The 20,496-nt window shown below is 67.6% G+C and carries 19 protein-coding genes and 2 pseudogenes; 9 read left to right on the forward strand and 12 right to left on the reverse strand.

Going from position 1 to position 20,496, the window contains the following annotated elements; translation table 11 throughout:
• The first annotated feature begins 11 nt into the window (after positions 1 to 11).
• The 5 genes and pseudogenes from ACFOM9_RS14335 to ACFOM9_RS14355 all read left to right on the forward strand — a co-directional run bounded on the left by ACFOM9_RS14335 (position 12) and on the right by ACFOM9_RS14355 (position 3,952).
• The gene (locus ACFOM9_RS14335) at positions 12 to 575 is read left to right on the forward strand and encodes a tyrosine-type recombinase/integrase (RefSeq protein ID WP_386712677.1); all 564 of its coding nucleotides are present in this window, start codon (positions 12 to 14) and stop codon (positions 573 to 575) included.
• 1,143 nt (positions 576 to 1,718) lie between these two features.
• Positions 1,719 to 2,006: pseudogene (locus tag ACFOM9_RS14340) on the forward strand (nuclease-related domain-containing protein); the annotation flags it as partial.
• Between the two features lie 942 nt (positions 2,007 to 2,948).
• A pseudogene (locus ACFOM9_RS14345) lies at positions 2,949 to 3,020 on the forward strand (SEC-C metal-binding domain-containing protein); the annotation flags it as partial.
• 39 nt (positions 3,021 to 3,059) lie between these two features.
• Positions 3,060 to 3,443 carry a hypothetical protein gene (locus tag ACFOM9_RS14350; RefSeq protein ID WP_386712298.1) on the forward strand — a complete coding sequence of 128 codons (384 nt, stop codon included), beginning with the start codon at positions 3,060 to 3,062 and terminating at the stop codon, positions 3,441 to 3,443.
• 29 nt (positions 3,444 to 3,472) lie between these two features.
• A complete protein-coding gene (locus ACFOM9_RS14355; RefSeq protein WP_386712301.1) occupies positions 3,473 to 3,952 on the forward strand; it encodes a hypothetical protein in 480 nt (159 codons plus the stop codon).
• 146 nt (positions 3,953 to 4,098) lie between these two features.
• Here the strand turns inward: ACFOM9_RS14355 and ACFOM9_RS14360 are convergent, their stop codons facing one another.
• Positions 4,099 to 5,391, reverse strand: a complete 1,293-nt coding sequence (locus ACFOM9_RS14360; RefSeq protein WP_386712304.1) for an adenylosuccinate synthase — start codon at positions 5,389 to 5,391, stop codon at positions 4,099 to 4,101.
• 398 nt (positions 5,392 to 5,789) lie between these two features.
• Between ACFOM9_RS14360 and ACFOM9_RS14365 the strand changes: the two genes are divergently transcribed.
• Together ACFOM9_RS14365 and ACFOM9_RS14370 are read left to right on the forward strand one after the other, a co-directional pair.
• Positions 5,790 to 7,433, forward strand: coding sequence for a lipase family protein (locus ACFOM9_RS14365; RefSeq protein ID WP_386712307.1), 1,644 nt, complete (start codon positions 5,790 to 5,792; stop codon positions 7,431 to 7,433).
• A 69-nt stretch (positions 7,434 to 7,502) separates the two neighbouring features.
• The gene (locus ACFOM9_RS14370; RefSeq protein ID WP_386712310.1) at positions 7,503 to 8,237 is read left to right on the forward strand and encodes an ankyrin repeat domain-containing protein; all 735 of its coding nucleotides are present in this window, start codon (positions 7,503 to 7,505) and stop codon (positions 8,235 to 8,237) included.
• A gap of 320 nt (positions 8,238 to 8,557) precedes the next feature.
• Here the strand turns inward: ACFOM9_RS14370 and ACFOM9_RS14375 are convergent, their stop codons facing one another.
• From ACFOM9_RS14375 to rlmE, 11 genes are all read right to left on the reverse strand, one after another.
• Positions 8,558 to 8,749: a DUF2065 domain-containing protein gene (locus ACFOM9_RS14375; RefSeq protein ID WP_386712313.1), complete on the reverse strand. Its 192-nt coding sequence runs from the start codon at positions 8,747 to 8,749 to the stop codon at positions 8,558 to 8,560.
• A gap of 5 nt (positions 8,750 to 8,754) precedes the next feature.
• Positions 8,755 to 9,630 carry a protease modulator HflC gene (hflC, locus tag ACFOM9_RS14380; RefSeq protein ID WP_386712316.1) on the reverse strand — a complete coding sequence of 292 codons (876 nt, stop codon included), beginning with the start codon at positions 9,628 to 9,630 and terminating at the stop codon, positions 8,755 to 8,757.
• Positions 9,627 to 10,736, reverse strand: a complete 1,110-nt coding sequence (gene hflK / locus ACFOM9_RS14385; RefSeq protein WP_386712319.1) for an FtsH protease activity modulator HflK — start codon at positions 10,734 to 10,736, stop codon at positions 9,627 to 9,629. Before hflK ends, hflC begins: the two co-directional genes overlap by 4 nt.
• A gap of 323 nt (positions 10,737 to 11,059) precedes the next feature.
• Positions 11,060 to 12,445 carry a ribosome rescue GTPase HflX gene (gene hflX / locus ACFOM9_RS14390; protein ID WP_386712680.1) on the reverse strand — a complete coding sequence of 462 codons (1,386 nt, stop codon included), beginning with the start codon at positions 12,443 to 12,445 and terminating at the stop codon, positions 11,060 to 11,062.
• Between the two features lie 70 nt (positions 12,446 to 12,515).
• Positions 12,516 to 12,803, reverse strand: a complete 288-nt coding sequence (gene hfq / locus ACFOM9_RS14395; RefSeq protein ID WP_386712322.1) for an RNA chaperone Hfq — start codon at positions 12,801 to 12,803, stop codon at positions 12,516 to 12,518.
• A gap of 239 nt (positions 12,804 to 13,042) precedes the next feature.
• Positions 13,043 to 14,029 (reverse strand): tRNA (adenosine(37)-N6)-dimethylallyltransferase MiaA, encoded by a 987-nt coding sequence (gene miaA / locus ACFOM9_RS14400; RefSeq protein ID WP_386712325.1) that lies wholly within the window; start codon positions 14,027 to 14,029, stop codon positions 13,043 to 13,045.
• Positions 14,030 to 14,112: 83 nt separating this feature from the next.
• A complete protein-coding gene (gene putP, locus ACFOM9_RS14405; RefSeq protein WP_386712328.1) occupies positions 14,113 to 15,603 on the reverse strand; it encodes a sodium/proline symporter PutP in 1,491 nt (496 codons plus the stop codon).
• A gap of 94 nt (positions 15,604 to 15,697) precedes the next feature.
• Positions 15,698 to 16,591 carry a dihydropteroate synthase gene (gene folP, locus ACFOM9_RS14410; RefSeq protein ID WP_386712331.1) on the reverse strand — a complete coding sequence of 298 codons (894 nt, stop codon included), beginning with the start codon at positions 16,589 to 16,591 and terminating at the stop codon, positions 15,698 to 15,700.
• A complete protein-coding gene (locus tag ACFOM9_RS14415) occupies positions 16,591 to 16,746 on the reverse strand; it encodes a hypothetical protein (RefSeq protein WP_386712334.1) in 156 nt (51 codons plus the stop codon). The genes folP and ACFOM9_RS14415 overlap by 1 nt, the downstream gene beginning before the upstream one ends.
• 259 nt (positions 16,747 to 17,005) lie before the next feature.
• On the reverse strand, positions 17,006 to 18,901 hold the full coding sequence (gene ftsH, locus ACFOM9_RS14420) for an ATP-dependent zinc metalloprotease FtsH (protein WP_386712337.1): 1,896 nt from the start codon (positions 18,899 to 18,901) through the stop codon (positions 17,006 to 17,008).
• 30 nt (positions 18,902 to 18,931) lie between these two features.
• Positions 18,932 to 19,579, reverse strand: a complete 648-nt coding sequence (gene rlmE / locus ACFOM9_RS14425) for a 23S rRNA (uridine(2552)-2'-O)-methyltransferase RlmE (RefSeq protein WP_386712340.1) — start codon at positions 19,577 to 19,579, stop codon at positions 18,932 to 18,934.
• Between the two features lie 90 nt (positions 19,580 to 19,669).
• Here rlmE and yhbY point away from each other — a divergent pair, with 90 nt between their 5' ends.
• Together yhbY and ACFOM9_RS14435 are read left to right on the forward strand one after the other, a co-directional pair.
• On the forward strand, positions 19,670 to 19,981 hold the full coding sequence (yhbY, locus tag ACFOM9_RS14430) for a ribosome assembly RNA-binding protein YhbY (RefSeq protein ID WP_386712343.1): 312 nt from the start codon (positions 19,670 to 19,672) through the stop codon (positions 19,979 to 19,981).
• 138 nt (positions 19,982 to 20,119) lie between these two features.
• Positions 20,120 to 20,494, forward strand: a complete 375-nt coding sequence (locus ACFOM9_RS14435) for an Mth938-like domain-containing protein (RefSeq protein WP_386712346.1) — start codon at positions 20,120 to 20,122, stop codon at positions 20,492 to 20,494.
• The last annotated feature ends 2 nt before the right edge of the window (positions 20,495 to 20,496 follow it).

Raw genomic sequence — 20,496 nt, forward strand, 5'->3', positions numbered from 1 at the left:
GTCCGTCCTCTCTGGGTGACGGACTCTACCTAGCTTCGGCTGGTACGGCTCAGTGGGGGCAGGTCATCGGCCACAAGGTCCGTGACCTCGCCCTCTTCAACCTGGCGATCGATTCCAAGCTACGCGCCTGCGACTTGGTGAAGCTGCGGGTATCGGATGTTTCCCATAGCGGTCAAATGGCATCCCGCGCCATCGTGATGCAGCAGAAGACCGGCCGACCCGTCCAGTTCGAGATCACCCAATCGACTCGCGAGGCCGTGCAGGCTTGGATCACCCACGCTGAGCTCAAGCAGTCGGATTTTCTATTTAGAAGCCATACTTCGGACTCGCCCCACCTGTCGACGAGGCAGTACGCCCGCATCGTCCATCGCTGGGTAGAAGATGCTGGCCTCGAGTCGGGTTCCTACGGCACGCACACGATGCGCAGGACCAAAGCTTCGTTGATCTACCGCCGGACGCGAAACCTCAGGGCGGTTCAGCTATTGCTTGGGCATACGAAGCTAGAGAGTACCGTGCGTTACCTTGGTATAGAGGTCGATGACGCCCTGGAGATCGCCGAGCAGACGGATGTCTGAAGCCATAAGGTTCGCTCCTCGACCGTAGAGGGTCGGGGAGCGGCCAAGAGTGGACTTTTTAATTCGCATGGGGCTCATCCAGCCCCTGAAGAACGCTGAGCTCAATGGGATACTCTCTGCCGCACGGGCGCATACAGGTCACCTCCCGTGTCGAGTCTCAACCGCTGCGTCGCTTCGCACTATCCTGCAATCGCCCACCCACCCATTGAACCCTTGAAAAAGCCTCACCGACATCGCAGGCGCACCCTACTTTCAACGCAAGCCGCAGCAGCCAAGCCTGCCAAGGTCAAAGTACCGCCGCGTCTGGAGGCTGAGATCCTCGCGGAACTGCAGGCCTTGTGCGTCAGCCCAGGCTACGTGCACGCCCTGGCGCATCTGTGCTTTCGCGACAACTTGGTGATTTTCGCCGACCAGCTGACCGAGCAGGACTTGCATAAGCTGCACTCGCCCGAACGGCTGATTCGCACCGAGATCAACACCCTGCTGGGTTTGATGATCAAGGCGCCGCTCGATTGGACCTTGCCAAGTTCCGATGAGCTGCAGCGGTACCTGGATGAAACCGAGCGGCTCATGGACGAACTGCACCGGCGCTTGTCGGCTGCCTTTTCCTTTGGCGATCTGTTGGCCGCGATCGAGCGAGGAGAGGCAGTCAATCCGTTCGAGTCTGGCGAGGTCTTGCGCGAACCCATCTTCTACGCCGCCGACTCGGCCTACGATTTCCAGTACTTGGACTTCGCCATGCGCCGTTACGCAGCGGACGCGCCCTGGCTGCAGGCCAACGTCGGATTCACCATCGACCAGGCCTGCGCGGTAGCCGAGGCCATGCAGCGCAACATAGAGGATCAGCTCGAGCGCCTGCGCGAGCAACTCCTCGCCCTGCCGCCAGACCAGTGGACGATGCTGCCGGCCTTTTGTGCGTCGGTGGCGGATTTGGCCGGCTTGACAGGCCAGGACCCAGCCTTGGTCGAGCGCATCCTGGACAAGTTCTGCGCACCAGTTGACGCGACCAACGCCGGCTTCGCTGCCTTGCAGGATTTCAACCTGGCCACGGCCGCGCCCTTGTTGCGCACGCCGAAGGGCGAATACATGTCCTTGCAGACCAACGCGCTGGCAGAGGCCATCTACGAATCGCCCTTTTACTGGATGCTGGCTGACAAGCCCTACCAACCCACCCAGGTCAAGAATCGCGGCGCCTTTACTGAAGGCTTCATCGCCGATCGACTCAAGCGCGTTTTCGGCGCCGACCACGTGTTTACCAACATTAACATTTACAAGGGCAAGGACGTCGTCGCGGAAATCGATGTACTGGTGTTGTGGGCCGACCGCGCCATCATCGTTCAGGCCAAGTCCAAGAGCCTCACGCTCGAAGCACGCAAGGGAAACGACCAGATCATTCGCAAGGATTTTCAGCACAGCGTGCAGGATGCCTACGACCAAGGCTTGTTGTGCGCCGAGTGCATAGGGAACCCGGCCTTTCGCTTTGCCCACGCCGATGGCACGGACCTAGTGCTGCGGGCCATCTCCGAGATCTTCATGTTCTGCGTGGTGAGTGATCACTACCCGGCCCTAAGCATGCAGACGCGGCAATTCCTCAAGACGCGCCAAGTGCCACGTGTCCGCGCCGCGTTGGTCACGGACCTGTTCTTGGTCGACGTGATGACCGAGCTGCTGTCGTCGCCCCTGCATTTTTTGAGCTATGTCGCTCGTCGGGCGCGCTACGGCGATCGCGTATTGGCCGCGCAGGAGCTGACCGTCCTGGGGTACCACTTGGCACAGAACCTGTGGCTCGATAAGGAGACGGACGTCCTCCACATCGGGGAAGACTTCACGGTTGGGGTGGATGTGGCCATGGCGGTGCGACGGCGTGGTGTGCCGGGCGCCGCCACGCCCAAGGGGCTGCTCACCCTGCACGAAGGAACGACCCTTTCGCTCGTCCTGAACGAAATCGAGACACGTGCTGAGCCGGCGGTTCTCGAGCAAGGATTCCAGCTGTTGGAAATGGGTAGCGAAGCGTGGCGCAATCTAAATTTGTTGATCGACCGCCAGGCAAAGCGTAGCGCGCAAGATGGCCAGCCGCACAACGGCGCGATGCCCTTCCCCGATGGCAGCGGCTTCTCCTTCTTATGCTCGCCGGACGATGACGTCACGGCGGCGGAGAACCTAACCCACATCTGTTCACGGCGAAAGTACGCACAAAAGGCCGACCGGTGGTTCGGCCTGTGTTTGACGCCGGCTCCGGCGCGCCTTCGCTTTGGCTTGCGCATGGCCGATCCGTGGCAGCAAGACGACGCCATGGACGCATTGACCGCCGACATGCGCGAGGCGATGCCGATGCGGCAAGTGCGCCAACGCCTGGCCGGCGCGGTAGCCGCGCCGAAAGTCGGCCGCAACGACCCGTGCCCGTGCGGCAGCGGGAAGAAGTGGAAAAAGTGCCACGGCGCGTGATCGAAGCTGAGCGGGCCGGTGGCTAACACAGGAACAATCATGACCAATGACCCGCAACCAGTGGATGACGGTGGCTGGGAACAATGGCGCACCCTCACGGCGCAAGCCTATGGGCGCTACCACGACCAACTGTTAGCCCTTCGCGGCGACTACCCGGGGTTAACCGACTACAACGCGTCCGAACGCGTGGAAGCCACGGCTGGCACGATGGCTTGGCGCTGGGGCGCGGACAGTGAGCTTCGTGAAACCATTAACTCGATAAACGGCTGGGGACCCGCCTGCATTCATGGCATGCCTGGAACAAGGTCGTGGCGTCTTTCGAGGAAGAAGTTGATCGCTGGGAAGTGCTCAACAGCTTCGTCGAGTCGATCGCATTCTTTTGCATGCTGCAGCCAACTAGCCTCGCGGATCGCATCGCGCTGACTGCATAAACATTGTTGCACCAGGCCAACTTGCTGGTGATCGCCGGCTACGCCGACTCGCTAGAACAAGACAAGGCGCCCCACCGTCCGCTAAGGCGCTCTGATCGACGCAAACAGCTTAATCACTTGGGCAGTTGTTGGGCCCGGTACGAAGCCTTGCGCGATGCGTTGAATGCGATGGACGGCGAGGACTATCAAACACTCACGGGCAACTTCCGAGACTTGGCCAACCACGCGTTCGCACCGCGCTTCATGATCGGCCAGATTCCCCGCGCATGGCGCAGGAAGGTTGACTACGAAGAAGCAGTCGTAAATGGCGACGGTACAGTGGAAGTTGTGACCGATCCCGCGCGCAAGATGACCCAGTACGCAATGGGCACATTGGAGCCTCTGCCGTTGAACGCTGCCTACGCTGCAAACTTGGCGGAATACGGCAGGGCTAGGTGCACCATGGAAGCCTTCGCCAGACTCGTGGAAGAGTTGTGCGACCGCATCGACACCAAGCTGTAGACCGCGCCTCACCTTTTCTATCCAATAAGCTTGCCGACTAGCATTGATCGGGAGCGGATGGGGGATGTCCGCTTAGGGTCGAAAGCCGCCAAAAAAAAGCCCCGCAACGCGGAGCCTTTTTGCCGGTCGTGCCGCCGCGATCCGTCTCAGGCAAACGGATCCCGCAGCACCATCGTGTGCTCCCGGTCCGGGCCGGTGCTCACGATGCTGATCGGGCTCCCGGCCAGTTCTTCCAGCGCGCGCAGGTAGGCGCGGGCGGCGGGTGGGAGGGCGTCCCATTCGGTGATGCCGTGGGTGTTCTCGCTCCAGCCGGGGAACTCCAGGTACACCGGCTCGCACTCGTCCCAGCCCTGGGCGTCGAGCGGGGCGTATTCGGTTTCCTTGCCGCGGTAGCGGTAGGCGATGCACATCTTCAGCTTTTCCATGCCGTCGAGCACGTCGAGCTTGGTGATGCACAGGCCGGTGATGCCGTTGATGGCCACGGCGCGCTTGAGCGCGACGATGTCGATCCAGCCGCAGCGGCGCGGGCGCCCAGTGGAGGCGCCGTATTCCTGGCCGCGGTCGCGGATGCCCTGCCCGATCTCGTCGTCGAGCTCGGTCGGGAACGGGCCGCCGCCCACGCGGGTGGCGTAGGCCTTGCAGATGCCCAGCACGTAGTCGATCGCGTCCGCGCCTACGCCGGTGCCGGCGAGCGCGCCGCCGATGGTGGTGTTGCTGGAGGTGACGTAGGGATAGGTGCCGTGGTCGATGTCGAGCAGCGCGCCCTGCGCGCCTTCGTACAGCACCTTCTTGCCCTGCTTGCGCAGGTCGTGGAGGATCCCGGCGACGTCGGATTTCATCGGTTCGACGTATTCGCCGAACGCCAGCGCCTCGTCGAGCGTCTTCTGGTAGTCGATGGCGTCGGCGCCCAGGTACTTGGTCAGCACGAAGTTGTGGTAGTCGAGCGCGGTGCGCAGCAGTTCGGCGAGCTGCTCGGGGTAATGCAGATCGGCCACGCGGATACCGCGGCGCGCCACCTTGTCTTCGTACGCCGGGCCGATGCCGCGGCCGGTGGTGCCGATGGCCTTGCCGCCGGCGGCCTTCTCGCGCGCCTGGTCCAGGGCGATGTGGTACGGCATGATCAGGGGCGTTGCCGGGCTGATCCTCAGCCGCGAGCGCACTTCGACCCCGGCCTCCTCCAGCTCGCCGATCTCCTTGATCAGCGCTGCGGGGCTCAGCACCACGCCGTTGCCGATCAGGCACAGCGCGTCGTCGCGCAGGATGCCGGACGGGATCAGGTGCAGCACGGTCTTCTTGCCGCCGATCACCAGCGTGTGGCCGGCGTTGTGGCCGCCCTGGAAGCGCACGACGGCGCCGATGTCCTGCGTCAGCAGGTCGACGATCTTGCCCTTGCCCTCGTCGCCCCACTGCGCGCCGAGCACCACGACTGACTGACCCATTGCGAAAACTCCTGCTGCGAATTGGTGGGGACGGCGTTGGCCGCGGGAAATGCGGGGGGTGGGCGGCAGTGCGGGCGGTTCAGCGCCTTGCGATGCCCTACACGCGGAAAAAGCCGGCGGTCGGCTCGTGAGAGCTTGCCCGTCCGGCTTTTGCGCATTATCCGGGTTTCGGGGGGTGGGGGCCAGCGGCGGCGAGGATGCGGAGCGATGGCGAGTGCCGGGCGGCGCGTGTCGTAGGAGCGGCGGAAGCCGCGAGGCTTTCCGGGAAGGCGGTCGCGGCTTCCGCCGCTCCTACGGGGTTTGTGCGCGCGCGGTTGGCTTTGCCTAGGGTCGGCACCAGCTGTTTTCGCTCCCTACGGCACCGTACTTTCGGGGCATCCAACTCCTGGGACACGGACATGGGCCTGACCATCGGGGACTCCGCGCTGCGCAGCTACGCGCCGCAGCTGCCGACCAGCCTGCTCCCGACCAGCGTGAGGCCATCCGCCGCCGAGCTGGCCGCCAGACCGGCGCTGCATTCGGTCCCCGAACCGAGCTACCACCCGCAGGTCGCCGCGCCGGGCACCTGCGGCCCCGGACAGGCGATGCCCTACGACGCGGCCAATTTCTCGTCGTACATCAGCGGGCAGCAGGGGCGGCAGGTCGACGTCGACATAATGCGGATGTCGCTGGCCACCTACGAGACCGGAACCCAGGACATCTGCGGCTGGACCGCGCTGGACAACGACCAGCTGCAGGCCGCCGGCATGGATCCGGGCCGCCTCGACGTGCCCGGCAGCCAGTTCAAGGCGCAGGTGTTCACCGATGGCCAGGGCAACTACGTGCTGGCGTTCCGCGGCACCCAGGAAGGCGCGGCGGACTGGATGACCAACTTCGCCCAGGGCACGGGCCAGGTCACTGACGAGTTCGACCGCCTCGCGCCGCAGGCGGCGCAGGAGTTCGCGCACGCGTTCGGCGAACGCGGCGTGGACGCGGACGGCAACCCGGCCTACACCAACCTGGCGATCACCGGACATTCGCAGGGCGGCGGGCTGGCCACCGTGGCGTCCGCGGTGACGGGCATCCCCGCGGTCACCTTCGATCCGTCCGGCGTGCACGACCGCACGCTCGATCGCCTGGGCCTCGATGGCGACACCTTCCGCCAGCAGGCCGAGGGGGGTCAGGTGCGGCGCTATTCGATGCAGGAAGATGCGCTGACGCAGGTGCAGGAAGGCTGGTTCACCGCGCCGCTGGCGCCGGACGCGATCGGCCACCAGATCGTGGTCAAGCCCGAAGGCGAGCTCGCCGACCGCGTCGTCGAGTACGGGCTCGAGCGCACCGGCATGGATCCCACGGCGGCCGGCATCGTCAACGACATCGTCGAATGGCTGCCGAACCTGCCCGGCGCGCTTGGCGACATCGGCAGCGGCGTGCGCTACCTCGCGCGCGCGGTGAGCAGCCACGAGCAGCAGGTGCTGATCGACACCATGCTGCAGCAGGAGCCGTGGCAGCCGGGCTACGAGAATCCGGCGAGCACCGAGCGCACGCTGATGTCGCCGTTCAATTCGCGCGAGATCGAGCGCCGGGTGACCGAGGAAGTCGCGCAGGGTGTGGACGAGATCCGCGGCGACCTGGCCCGCGGCCAGTCCGACATCGCGACGATCCAGGCCACCGATGTCGCCGCGGGCGACCATGTGCAGGCCGGCTGGAGCATCGCCGGCGAGAGGCTGCAGACCGGCTTGAACGTGGCCGGCGACGTGCTGTCGTCCGGGGCGGATGTCGCGGCCGGCACGGTGGAGGGCCTGGCCAGCGACGCGGGCAATGCGATCGACGCGCGCGCCGATGCCACGTCCAACCCGGTCGAGCGCTTCGTGCTGGGTGGCACCGCCGACGCGGTGCGGGTCCTGGGGCTGGCGAGCGGCGCGACCGCGCGTGCCACCGGGGACGTTGCGCAGGCCGCGCTCGACGGTGCGGGCTGGGTGGCCGACAAGGGTTCGGACGTGGTCGGCAAGGTCGACCAGACGCTCACCGACGGCGTGAACTGGCTGCGCGACCGGTTCTGATCGCGTGCCCATCCACCGTGGCGCGGATTCGCATTCGACCGCACCACGCCGACCGGACACAATGACGCGGTGCGCCTGTCCTGCACGCTGACGTCGATGCTGTTGCTGCCGGTGCTACTGTCGGTCACCGCCTGTCGTGGAGACTCCATGGACGCCCCGTTCACCGACGCCAGCGCCTCCGAACTGGCGAGCGCGATCGACCACGGCAACGTGCACGCGATCGGCGCGCAGGTCCGCAGTGGCGCTGATCCCGATGCGCAGGGCAAGGACGGCATCAACCTGCTGCAGTACGCGATCATGGTGGCCAACAAGGCCGGCTTCGAGGCGCTGCTCGACAGCGGCGCGAAGCCCGATGCGCCGGGCTTCAACGGCACCACCGCGCTGCACACCGCCGCGATCGCCGACGACCCGGACTACCTGCGCCTGCTGCTCGCGCACGGCGCCGATGCGAATGCCATCAACCAGCGCAACGGCGAGACGGCGCTGGCGGTGGCGGTGTCACCGCGCACCGACGCGCAGTTCCGGATGCTGCTCGACGCCGGCGCGGATGTGAACGTGGCCGACCGGCAGGGCTACACCCCACTGCATCGCGCGGCCATGATCAACGCTGGCGAGCACGTGTTGCAGTTGCTCGATGCCGGCGCCAACCCGCAGGCCAGGAGCGTGCAGGACGCGACCTTCCAGGCCTACTTCTTCACCACGCCGGAAGCATCGCTGTCGGGGCCGGCGCGCGCGAACCGCGAGGCGGTGGTGAAGTGGCTGCGCGCGCACGACGTGCCGCTGGAGGCTGGCGTCGGGGAATAGCATTCGCGGCGGCCGGCGGAATCAGAAGCACGCTTCGCTGCGCTCGCGTTCCCTCATCCGCCCTTCGGGCACCTTCTCCCGTGGGCGGGAGAAGGGTTGTCGTTGGTGCGCCGACACACGTTTCGCTCCGGCGCTGTTCCGCACGCGGTGAGAGCTACGCCGGTGGGGAGCATGTCGTCACAGGCCTTCTCCCACTTGCGGGGGACGGCGGGCGCAGGTGGGCGAACTCGCCGTCAAAGCCCTTCTCCCGCTTGCGGGAGAAGGTGGTGCGAAGCACCGGATGAGGGCGTCCTTGATCTTGCGCCAGAACTGGGCCCGGCTCAGCCCACGCGGCGCACGAGGTAGAGCGCTGCGAGTCCAGCGGCAAGCAGCAGCGCGCCGCCGATGCGCAGCTGGCGGCTCTGCATCGCCTGCATCTGTTCGGCCATGCGTTTCCAGGCATCGGGGAAGGCGAACAGCACCAGGCCTTCCAGCACCGCGACCAGGCACAGTGCCGCCCACAGATCCGACATCGGGCCTACTTGTCGCTGCGCATGTACTGCAGGAACGGATCGTCTCGGTCGAGCACGATCACGCTGTCGCCGCCGGAGAACGACTTGCGATACGCCTCCAGGCTGCGCTGGAACGCGTAGAAGCCCGAGTCGCGGTTCGCCGCTTCGCCGTAGATGCGCGTAGCCTCGGCATCGCCTTCGCCGCGCAGCTTCTGCGCGTCGCGCTCGGCCTCGGCGATGATGACCGTCTGTTCGCGGTCCGCCTGCGACCGGATCGTCTGCGCCTGCTCCTCGCCTTCGGCGCGCAGGCGGCTGGCAACCTGCTGGCGTTGGGCGCTCATGCGCTTGTAGACGTCGCGGATGACGGTGCTGTCGGTGGGCAGGTCGATCTTCTTGATGCGCAGGTCGACGATGCGGATGCCGATGTTCTTTGCGCCCTTGTTGATGTTCTCGAGCTGGCGTCCGATTACCTCGGAACGGTCGCCCGACACCACCTGCGACAGCGTGCGCGCGTTGACCTCGTTGCGCAGCGAGTCCTTGATGATCGGGGCGAGGCGCTGCACCGCGAGTTCCTCCGCGGCCGGGCCGGCGCCGCCGGTGGCGCGGTAGAAGGCGCGCACGTCCTCGATCATGCCGACGGCGAAGAAGTCCACCGACACGTCCTTGCGCTCGGATGTCAGGTAGCGCTCGGGCGTGGCATCGAGCACCTGCAGGCGGCGGTCGAACACCAGCGCGCTCTCGACCAGCGGCCACTTGAAGTGCAGGCCGGGGCCGATGTCGCTGCGGGCGACGCGGCCGAGGTTGAGCACGATCGCGGTATGGCCTTCGGCGACCACGTAGACCGAGCCCATCAGGCCGAACAGCACCGCGATGACGATCGGGATCAGGAAATTGAGTCTCATCGACCGGGCTCCTCGTTGCCGCGCGGATTGCGGCCGGGGCGGATGTCGTCGTCGGCGCCGGCGTTGACGGTCGGGGCGACCATGTCGGGCGTCAGCAGCGGCGGCGGCGCCGTCGAGCCGCCATTGCGATCGGCCATCGGCACGTAGATCAGCTGGCGGCTGTCACCGCCGACGATGGTGCGGTTCTGGGCCAGCACGCCCTGCACGGTTTCCAGCCACAGGCGCTTGCGGGTGACCTCGGGCGCGTTGCGGTACTCGTCGACCAGCAGGCTGAAGCGCTCGGCGTCACCGGTGGCGCGGGCGATCGATGCGGTCTTGTAGCCCTCGGCCACGGTGCGCACGCGCGCCGCCTGGCCGCGCGCCTCGGGCACGACCTTGGCCGCATAGGCACGCGCCTCGCTGATCAGGCGGTCCTTGTCCTGCTGGGCGCTGTTGACGTCGTCGAACGCGGGCTTGACCTCTTCGGGCGGGCGCGCATTGGGCAGGTTGAGTTCGGTGACCACCAGGCCGGTGCGATAGGCGTCGATGGACTTCTGCAGCATCTGCTTGGCCGACACCGCGAGCGCTTCGCGCGCGCCGAGCACGGTATCGAGGTCGGCCCGGCCGACCTGCTCGCGCACGGTCGACAGCGCGGCCTGCTGCAGCATCTGGTCGGCGTCGCGGGTGCCGAACAGGTACTTCTGCGCGTCGCTGACGCGGTACTGCACGTTGATCTCGACCTGGACGATGTTCTCGTCGCTGGTGAGGATCGGCACGTTGTCGCTGAAGGTCTTGATCTGGGTGGCGGCGACCTTGGTCACGCGCTCGATCGGCCACGGCAGCTTGAAGTGCGGGCCGGGTTCGAGCACACGCGAGAAGTGGCCGAAGCGCAGGACCACGCCGCGCTCCTGCTCGGCCACCAGCACGAAGCAGTTGAAGGCCAGCCACAGGGCCAGCGCCAGGCCGACCCAGCGCAGCGGGCTGCCGCCACCGCCGTCGAACATGCCGCGGAAATTGTCGAACAGGCCACCCAGGCCACCGCCATTGCCGCGACGGGGTTTCCATGCGTTGCGACGGTCCTTGCCGGACCCGCTGTCATCGTTCTTGCCGGGAATGTTCCAGGCCATGCCTGCTCCAATCGGGGGTGTGTCGCAGCGACCGGATCGGACGTGCGCGCCGGACAGTTTACTAGGTCGGGCCGGGTTCGCCCGGAAGCAAGGGCGATGAGTGGATTCCCCGGGCCGACGCGCTTTTTTTGTAGGAGCGGCTTCAGCCGCGAGCTTTTAGAGGTCCGTTTGCGGGCTGTCATCCCGTGCGGGGAGAAAGGCCCCTGCCCTGCTCACTGAGGATTCCGTGCGCGCTCGGGATGGAATCGGGAAGCCTCCCCGCAGAGCTCGCGGCTGAATCCGCTCCTACAGGATCGTGGCTACTGGGATCCGATCGGACGGCATCAATTCGCCTCGAGGGGCAGGTGCTCGCGCAGCGGCGCACCGTCGGCGGTGGCGGCCAGGCGGATGGCTTCGGCCGCCGGCAGGTCCACGGCGAGGGTCCAGCCGTGCTCGTCGTGCGACTCCTCGCGGACCGCATCGAGCGCGTGCAGCTGCGAACGCAGGCGCCCCGCCGACGTGGGCAGGCGCAGTTCGCCGACGACCCGGCGCAGGCCGAGCCGCCCGGCGACCGCGGTGCGCAGCAGGTCGAGGCCGAGACCGTCGCGCGCCGACACCCAGACCCGCTCGCGAACGGCGGCGTCGGGCTGGTCTCCGCCGGGGCGATCGTGGCGGGGCTGCAGCGCGCGCCGCGCCGCCGGCTCACCGGCCGGGACGTCGACAGCGGCTTGCTCGCCCGCGTCGTCGAGGTGCGCCGATTCGCCGACCTTGTCGATCTTGTTGTAGACCAGCAGCTGCGGGATCTCGCCCGCGCCGACCTCGGCCAGCACCGCGTCGACCTGGGCGATGCGCTCCTGGCGCAGCGGATCGGCGGCGTCGATGACGTGCAGCAGCAGGTCGGCCTCACGCGCCTCGCTCAGGGTGGAACGGAACGCGGCGACCAGTTCGTGCGGCAGGTCGCGGACGAAGCCGACGGTGTCGGCGATGGCCGCGTGGCCGCCGGGCAGCGCAATGCGGCGCACGGTGGGATCCAGCGTGGCGAACAGCTGGTCGGCGGCATAGGCATCGGCGCCGGTCAGCGCGTTGAACAGGGTCGACTTGCCGGCGTTGGTGTAACCCACCAGCGCGATACGCGGCACTTCGCGGCGCACCCTGGCGCGGCGCATCTGGGTGCGCTGCACCTCGACCTTGTCGAGCCGCCTCGAAAGCTGTTCGACCCGCTTCTGCAGCAGGCGGCGGTCGGTCTCGAGCTGGGTTTCACCCGGGCCGCGCAGGCCGATCGAACCGCCGCGCTGGCGCTCCAGGTGGGTCCAGCCGCGGACCAGGCGCGTGGCCATGTGGCGCAACTGCGCTAGTTCGACCTGCAGCTTGCCCTCGGCGCTGCGTGCGCGCTGGGAGAAGATGTCCAGGATCAGCCCGGTGCGGTCGACCACGCGACGCTGCAGCACCTTTTCCAGGTTGCGTTCCTGGCCGGGAGTGAGCGGATGGTTGACCAGCACCAGGTCCGCGCCGCTGGCTTCGGCCGCGGCTTTGACTTCCTCCAGCTTGCCGCTGCCGATGAGCGTGGCCGGGTTGGGGCGATCGATGCGCGCGCTGAGGACGGTGGCCACGGTGGCGCCGGCCGAGCGCGCCAGGTCCGCGAACTCTTCCAGCGCGCCTTCGTCGGCGGGGCCTCCGGCATGCGGCTGGATCAGCAGGGCGTGCTCGCCCTTGCGGGAACGTTCAAACAGCGTGGTCGGCATCGTCTACCCAGGTCGGTTCAAGCCCCGGATATGGCGACGACACCGGGTCGACGCAAGCCTATTCGGCCTCGTCGCTGCCCTCTTCCTCGCCCGGGTCGCCGCCCTCGGACGACTGCACGTGGCCGCCGCCCGGTCCCACGCGCACGTTGCGCGCCGGCACGACGGTGGAAATGGCGTGCTTGTAGACCATCTGGCTGACGGTATTGCGCAGCAACACCACGAACTGGTCGAAAGACTCGACGGTGCCCTGCAGCTTGATGCCGTTGACCAGGTAGATGGACACCGGTACGCGCTCGCGCCGCAACGCATTCAGGAAAGGATCCTGCAGAGATTGCCCCTTGGACATGTGTTTCCCCAGCTTGGTTATTGTTGTTCTGGCTTGCGCCCGCTTCGCCCGACCCGTACCCCACGGCGGCGACAGGGCCGATGTTATACGACAGTTCAGGCTTGTGTGCGCTGCGTGCGTGACGTAGCCCGCCGGTTGGGGCGGTGGCCCGCCCTGCACGGAAGACAAGTGACTCTGGGTCGCGATGCCCGTTGTGGCGCGGTCGATGGCGCATTGCAGCGCCGTCGCGTCGCGGGAGATCAGGCGGAAGCTGCAGGCCCTGCCGGGCCGCGGCTGCCGAGGAACAGGTCCAGCGCATCGTCGAGGCGGGCCTGGTCGGTCGCCGGGTCGAACCAGCGCGCATCGAGTTCGCCGCGCAGCCAGGTGATCTGGCGCTTGGCCAGCTGGCGGGTGGCGAAGATGGCGCGATCGCGGAATTCGGCGGCCGAGGTTGCGCCGTCCAGGTGTTCCCAGGCTTGGCGGTAGCCGACGGCGCGGATCGCCGGCAGGTCCAGCGGCGCCGGATGCGTACGCAGCTGGGGGAGCGCGCGCAGCGCACGGACTTCGTCGAGGAAGCCCGCATCGAGCATGGTGTCCAGCCGCGCGGCGATGCGGGCATGCAGCGTCGCGCGATCAGCGGGCGCGACGACCAGTTTCAGCACCCGGCACGGCAGCCCCGGACCGCGCGGCGATTCGCGTTGCCACTGGCTGATCGGCCGGCCGCTGAGCCGGAAAACCTCCAGCGCGCGCTGGATGCGCTGCGCGTCGGTGGCATGGATGCGCGCGGCGGCGGCCGGGTCCACGCGCGCCAGTTCGGCGTGCAGCTGCGGCCAGCCCTGCTCCCGGGCCTGCGCCTCGATCGCCTGGCGCAGCGCGGCGTCGGCTTCGGGCATTGGCGACAGGCCCTGCAGCAGCGCGCGGAAATACAGTCCCGTGCCGCCGGCGAGGATCGGCAGCCGGCCGCGGGCAAGGATGGCCTCGACGGCCACCCGCGCGTCGGCGGCGAATTCGGCAGCCGAATAGGCGTGCCACGGATCGCGCAGGTCGATCATGTGATGGGGCACGGCCGCGCGCTCTTCGCGGGTCGGTTTGGCCGCGCCGATGTCGAGGCCGCGATAGACCAGCGCCGAATCGACGCTGACGATTTCACCGCCCAGCCGCTGCGCCCAGTCGAGCGCGAGCGCGCTCTTGCCCGAGGCGGTCGGACCCATGAGGGCGATGGCCGGTGGGCGGAGGTCGCTGTTCATTGCCGAGCGTCAGCGCTGGTGCCGGAGAACCTGCCCGCCGACGGCACGCCGCACGCGTCGGGACGACGCCGGCCCATGCGGGGTCAGTGCCCGTGCAGCTGCAGTTCGGCGCGCACCGCGTCGTGGGTGGCCTGCACAGCCGGCGGCGGCGCGCGGCCGAGCAGGCTGACGACCACGATCGCGATCGTGCCGACGATGAAGCCGGGCACAATCTCGTACAGCGCGCTGCCGGTGTGCTTCCACGCGATCACGGTGATCGCGCCGGCCACCATGCCAGCGAGCGCGCCATTGCGGGTCGTCCGCTTCCACGACAGCGAGAGCAGCACGACCGGGCCGAACGCGGCGCCGAAGCCGGCCCAAGCGTAGCTGACCAGTCCGAGCACGCGGCTGTCCGGGTCGCGTGCGATCCAGATCGCGAGCAGGGCGACGGCAAGTACCATCGCCCTGCCGAACCAGACCAGTTCGCGCTGGCTGGCGCGCGGGCGCAGGAAGCCGCGGTAGAAGTCCTCGGTCAGCGCGCTGGAACACACCAGCAGCTGGCACGAGAGCGTGCTCATGATCGCCGCCAGGATCGCCGACAGCAGGATTCCGGCCACCCAGGGATTGAACAGCACCTCGGCGAGCGCGATGAACACCCGCTCGGGGTTGTCGCGCACCATGTCCGCAGCGGGTCCGGGATGTCCTGCGAAATAGGCGATGCCGAACAGCCCGACGGCCACGGAGCCGAGCAGGCACAGGATCATCCACGCCATGCCGATGCGCCTTGCCTTGGGAATGGTCCGCAGGTCGTCGGCCGCCATGAAGCGCGCAAGGATGTGCGGCTGGCCGAAATAGCCCAGCCCCCAGGCCAGCGCCGACACCACGGCGACCAGCCCGCCCGCGCCGACCCACTGCAGTCGCGCCGGGTCCACCTGTTCGATCAGCACGCGCGTCTCGTGCAGGCCGCCGCTGCCGATCAGCACGAACACCGGGGTGAGCAGCAGGGCGAAGATCATCAGCGTCGCCTGCACAGTGTCGGTCCAGCTCACCGCGAGGAAGCCGCCGACCAGGGTGTAGGTGATCGTCGCCGCCGCACCCCACCACAGCGCCTGCGCGTAGGGCAGTCCGAACACGCTTTCGAACAACCGCGCGCCGGCCACGATGCCGCTGGCGCAATACACCGCGAAGAACACCAGGATCACCAGCGCGGACAGGATCCGCAGCAGCCGGCTGCCGTCGGCGAACCGGTGGGTGAAGTAGTCCGGCAGGGTCAGCGCGTTGTGGCTGCGCTCGGTGTAGACGCGCAGCGGACCTGCGACGAACTTCCAGTTGCACCACGCGCCGATGGTCAGCCCGATCGCGATCCAGGCTTCCGACAGGCCGCTGGCGTACAGCGCGCCGGGCAGGCCGAGCAACAGCCAGCCGCTCATGTCCGAAGCGCCCGCCGACATCGCCGTGACGTAGCTGCCCAGCGATCGCCCGCCGAGGATGTAGTCGTCGAAGCTGCGCGTGGAGCGCCACGCGACGAAGCCGATGCCGACCATCAGCAGCAGGTAGGCGGCGAAGGTGACGAGCAGCGGCGTGCTGGCGGTCATGTATGAATCCGGTAGTTCCCCAAGCGCGGGAGCTTACCGCACCGCCGCCCTGCCGCCGGGTCCGCCCCGCGCGGCATGCGCAGGGCGGATCGGGTCACTCGTCCGGCCAGCGGATCGCCGGTTTCGCATCGACGCGCGGCATGGGCACCGCCGCGACCGCGTTCCAGACTTTCAGCGCGTCCACCGTGGCCGCCACATCGTGCACCCGCAGCAGCATCGCGCCGCGCTGGGCGGCGATCAGGTGCGCGGCGATCGAGCCGTGGACGCGGTCGCGCGCGATTTCGCGCCCGGTCAGTTCGCCGATGGTCTTCTTGCGCGACAGCCCGGCCAGCACCGGCACGCCAAGCTCGGTGAATCGATGCAGCTGCGCCAGCAGCGCCAGGTTGTGGTCGCGGTTCTTGCCGAAGCCGAAGCCGGGGTCGACGACGATGTTCTTCTTCGCGATCCCCGCCATCTCTGCGGAGAAGATGCGTTCGGCGAGGAACCGGTGCACGTCGCCGACCACATCGTCGTACCGGGGCTCGTCCTGCATGGAGCGCGGTTCACCAAGCATGTGCATCAGCACCACCGGGACGCCCAGCTCCGCCGCCGCATCCAGCGCGCCCTCGCGGCGCAGCGCGTACACGTCGTTGAGCATCCCGGCGCCGGCGGCGACCGCGGCGCGCATGACGTCGGGCTTGGAGGTGTCGACGCTGATCGGCAGGCTGGTCTTCGCCGCCAGCCGCTCGATCACGGGAATGACGCGGCGCAGTTCCTCTTCGAGCGGCACCTCGGCGGCGCCGGGGCGGGTCGATTCGCCGCCGACGTCGAGGACGTCCGCGCCCTCCTCCGCCAGCAACATGCCATGCGCCACCGCGGCGTCGACGGTGGCGTGCGCGCCGCCGTCGGAAAACGAGTCGGGGGTGACGTTGACGATCCCCATGACGCGCGGCCGGTCCAGGCGCAGGCTGCGGCCGCCGCAGTCGAGCGTGGCGACGGTGTCGAACATCAGCGTGCGCCCCTGTGCCGGGATCGATCGAGGGCGGCGCCGACGGCCACGCCGACGGCCATCCATATCGCAAGCTGGCCGGTGGCCACGCCGATGGCGACGCCCAGGCCGATCCCGAGCGGCGTTCCGGGTGCATTGCGGCAGGAGAGTTTCATGACGGGTTCCTCATGGCTTCCGATTATCCACCGACACGGTCGCGCGACGCAGGCGGATGTGACCGCCTGTGCGGGGATGGCGGGAGCCGCGGCCGAAGCCGGTTCGAAGCCGATGCTCGAAGCGAGCCAGCGACTCCGGACATTCCTGGGCTGCAGATCCCAAGAAAGCCCCTGTCCGTCAGATCGAAAACGGCCTGCGGATCGGCAGAAAAAAGGCCGGAGCAAGCTCCGGCCTTTTCTCAAGCGCGTCGATCGCGGATCAGGTCTGTGCCGCTGGCCCGCCGATCGTGATCGTCTTGGGCACGTCCTTGGCCGGACCACCCTGGCTCCAGCCCATGGGCGGCGGCGGATCGCGGTCTTCCATGATGGCGTCGATCTGCGGCACGTCGATCGTTTCGTACTCCAGCAGCAGCTTGGCCATCGCGTGCAGCTTGTCGATGTTGTCGTTGAGGATCTTCGTCGTGCGGCCATAGGCCTTGTCGAGGATCCCGCGCACGACCTCGTCGATGCGGCGCGCGGTGTCGTCCGACACGCTCTTGTGCTGGGTGACCGAGCGGCCAAGGAACACCTCGTCGTCCTCCTCGCCGTAGGCGATCGGGCCCAGCTCGTCCGACAGACCCCACTTGGTGACCATGTTGCGGGCCATCTTGGTCGCGCGTTCGATATCGTTGGACGCGCCGGTGGTGACCTTGTCCTCGCCGAAGATCAGCTCCTCCGCCACGCGACCGCCGTACAGCGAGCAGAGCTGCGATTCGATCGCGGTGCGGTTGTAGCTGTACTTGTCGCCCTCGGGCAGGTACATGGTCACGCCCAGCGCGCGGCCGCGCGGAATGATCGTCACCTTGTAGACGGGATCGTGCTCCGGCACCAGCCGGCCGACGATGGCGTGGCCGGCCTCGTGGTAGGCGGTCAGCGTCTTCTCGTCCTCGCTCATCGCCATGGAGCGGCGCTCGGCGCCCATCAGGATCTTGTCGCGCGCCTTGTCGAAGTGGTCCATGCGGACTTCCTTCGCGTTCTCGCGCGCGGCGAACAGCGCCGCCTCGTTGACCAGGTTGGCCAGGTCCGCGCCGGAGAAACCGGGCGTGCCACGGGCGACGATCATCGGCTCGACGTTGTCGGCCAGCGGCACCTTGCGCATGTGCACCTTCAGGATCTGGTCCCGACCCTTCACGTCCGGCAGTCCGACCACCACCTGGCGGTCGAAACGGCCCGGGCGCAGCAGCGCCGGGTCGAGCACGTCGGGGCGGTTGGTCGCCGCCACCACGATCACGCCCTCGCCGCCCTCGAAGCCGTCCATCTCGACCAGCAGCTGGTTGAGCGTCTGCTCGCGCTCGTCATGTCCGCCGCCGAGGCCCGCGCCGCGATGGCGGCCGACTGCGTCGATCTCGTCGATGAAGATGATGCACGGCGCGTGCTTCTTGCCCTGTTCGAACATGTCGCGCACACGGCTGGCGCCGACACCGACGAACATCTCGACGAAGTCGGAACCGGAGATCGAGAAGAACGGCACCTTGGCCTCGCCGGCGATGGCCTTGGCCAGCAGCGTCTTGCCGGTGCCGGGCGGGCCGACCATCAGCACGCCGCGCGGGATCTTGCCGCCGAGCTTCTGGAACCGGGTCGGGTCGCGCAGGAACTCGACCAGCTCGGACACTTCTTCCTTGGCCTCGTCGCAGCCGGCGACGTCGGCGAAGGTGACCTTGGTCTGGTCCTCGTTGAGCAGCTTGGCGCGCGAACGGCCGAAGGACATCGCGCCCTTGCTGCCGCCCTGCTGCATCTGCCGCATCATGAAGAACCAGAAGCCGATGATCAGCAGCACCGGCAGGAAGTTGATCAGCAGCGCCCAGATCGTCACGCCCGACTCGGGCGGCGCCTGCTTGATCGCCACGTCGTGCTTGAGCAGGTCGTCGATCAGGCGCTCGTCGCGCCGCGGCGCATTGGTGACGCCCTTGCTGCCGTCGCTGCGCACGAACTTGATCGAGCGCTCGTCGCTGGCGATGTCCACTTCCTTGATCCGGTCGCTGCGGACGTCGGAGATGAACTGCGAATAGATGATGTCGTCGCTGCCGGCGGCTTTCGGGCTGAAGCTCTGGAACACCACCATCAGCACGACGGCGACGACTACCCAAAGCATCAGATTCTTCACCAGGTCACTCATTCTTTTGCGCTCCGCGGCAACGCCGCCACCTTACTTGATTTGTGCCAGCCGGCCCTGCGCCAGCGCATAGACTTCCGGCGAACGCTTGCGCGAGGCCGCCGGCTTGCGGATCACCACCTTGGCATAGCGCCGCCGCAGCTCCCGCACGTACTCGTCGAACCCCACGCCCTGGAACAGCTTGATCAGCAGCGTGCCGCCGGTCCGCAGGTGGTGGTCGGCGAAATCCATCGCCAGTTCCGCCAGGTGCATGGCCCGCGGCAGGTCGACGGCATCCACACCACTCTTATTGGGGGCCATGTCGGACAGGACAAGGTCGACCTCCACCCCGCCCAGCGTCGCTTCCAGCCTCGATAGGACGTCATCTTCCCTGAAATCCCCATGAAGGAACTCCACGCCGGCCAGCGGTGGCATCTCGAGGATGTCCAGCGCCACCACCCGGCCGGGATTGGCCTGGTCGATGCTCCCGAGCGCCTGCCGGACCCACTGCGACCAGCCCCCGGGCGCCGCGCCGAGGTCCACCACCACCATGCCGGGCTTGAGCAGGCGGTCGCGTTCGACCAGCTCCTCGAGCTTGTAGGCTGCGCGCGAGCGCAATCCCTCGGCCTGCGCCTTCTTGACGTAGGGATCGGAGAAATGCTCCTTCAGCCAGCGCTGGCTGCTCTTGCTGCGGGTGGCCATGGAGATTCGGTTCCGGGAAGTGCCCGGAAATCAGGGCGTTGCGGGCTGCCATGATACCCTGCGCACCTGTTCCCGAACCTGATCCAGCGCATGCCAATCGTCCTGACCGCGGCCCAGAACCGTTTCCTGCGCGGGCAGGCGCACGACCTCAAGGCCATGCTGCAGGTCGGCGGCAAGGGCGTGACCGATGCGGTGGTGGCCGAAGTCGCCACGGCGCTGGAGCATCACGAGCTGATCAAGGTGAAGATCGCCGCCACCGACCGCGAGGCCCGCGACGCGACCATCGAAGCGCTTGTCCAGCGCAGCGATGCGGCATTGGTGCAGAGGATCGGCCACGTGGCGATCCTGTACCGGCCCAGCGAGGACCATCGGCGCATCGTGCTGCCCAGGAGCCGGAGCTAGGCGTTCTCGTATCGCCTTGGCGGTCGCGTTGCGGCTTCCAGGCGAACGGCACGGAGACCTGCCGGCGTCCGCGGATGGAACCACGCGGGCACCGCGCCCTTCGCCAATCCATTCCCGAATCCCCGTTTTCCGCTTGCCATGCAACTCACACTCGAACGCCCCGATTACGACTTTTTCCTGCGCGGCGCGGACGGCGTCTCGGCGCTGGTCAACGAGCGTCGGCTGGAACGCAGCTTCATCATCGCCCCGCGCACGCTGATTGAAACCTGGCCGGTGGAGGACGTCACGACGCTGGCGCCCGAAGACCTGCAGCCCTTGCTGGACCTCCAGCCCGAGCTGGTGCTGCTGGGCGGGGGCGAGCACCAGGCGTTCCCGCCGCCGGCGGCCATGGCCGCCTGCCTGTCGCGCGGCATCGGCCTGGAAACGATGACCAACGCGGCCGCGGCGCGCACCTTCAACGTGCTGGCGAGCGAGGGCCGGCGGGTGGTCGCGGGATTCGTGCTGCGCGCCTGACC

Source organism: Luteimonas notoginsengisoli (assembly GCF_042648885.1).
Taxonomy (GTDB): domain Bacteria; phylum Pseudomonadota; class Gammaproteobacteria; order Xanthomonadales; family Xanthomonadaceae; genus Luteimonas; species Luteimonas notoginsengisoli.